We start from the raw sequence: 396 nt of genomic DNA, 5'->3' as shown, positions 1-396 counted from the left end.
CCTGCCTCCACGGCGGCCGCGTCGGAATAGCCCAGCACGGCGGCCACCTGGGCGCGCACCAGGTCCAGCAACGCGCGACCCTGCTCCGCGGGCGACAGGGCTGCCAGCCGCCCGTTCAGCGAGGACTCGCCCGGCACGGCGGCCGGCGCGAGCGCGGCCGTCATGACGGCGTGGGCCTCGGGGATCTCGTCGAAGAGACGGCTCGGACGGACGGCAGCGGTCTCCGCCGCCACTCGGTCCCAGGCGACATCGGCGATCGTCAGGGCGACGTCGCCGTGGTCCAGGGCCTGCTGCATCGCTGTGATGGCGAGTGTCGGGGTCATGCCGACCACGCCGTCGCGGCGCAGGCGGTCAGCGACCAGCTCCTCGGTCGCCAGGCCCGCCTCGGCCCAGGCA

General features: G+C 75.3%; 1 protein-coding gene. It reads right to left on the bottom strand.

Annotation, left to right across the window (positions count from 1 at the left end; genetic code table 11):
- Positions 1-396, bottom strand: a 396-nt coding sequence (locus TR48_RS43935; RefSeq protein WP_161789966.1) for an acyl carrier protein, incomplete at both ends; no start/stop codon positions are given.

Origin of the sequence: Streptacidiphilus neutrinimicus (genome assembly GCF_000787815.1) — a bacterium.
Lineage (GTDB): Bacteria > Actinomycetota > Actinomycetes > Streptomycetales > Streptomycetaceae > Streptacidiphilus > Streptacidiphilus neutrinimicus.
This window is presented reverse-complemented; position numbering and strand designations above follow the sequence as displayed.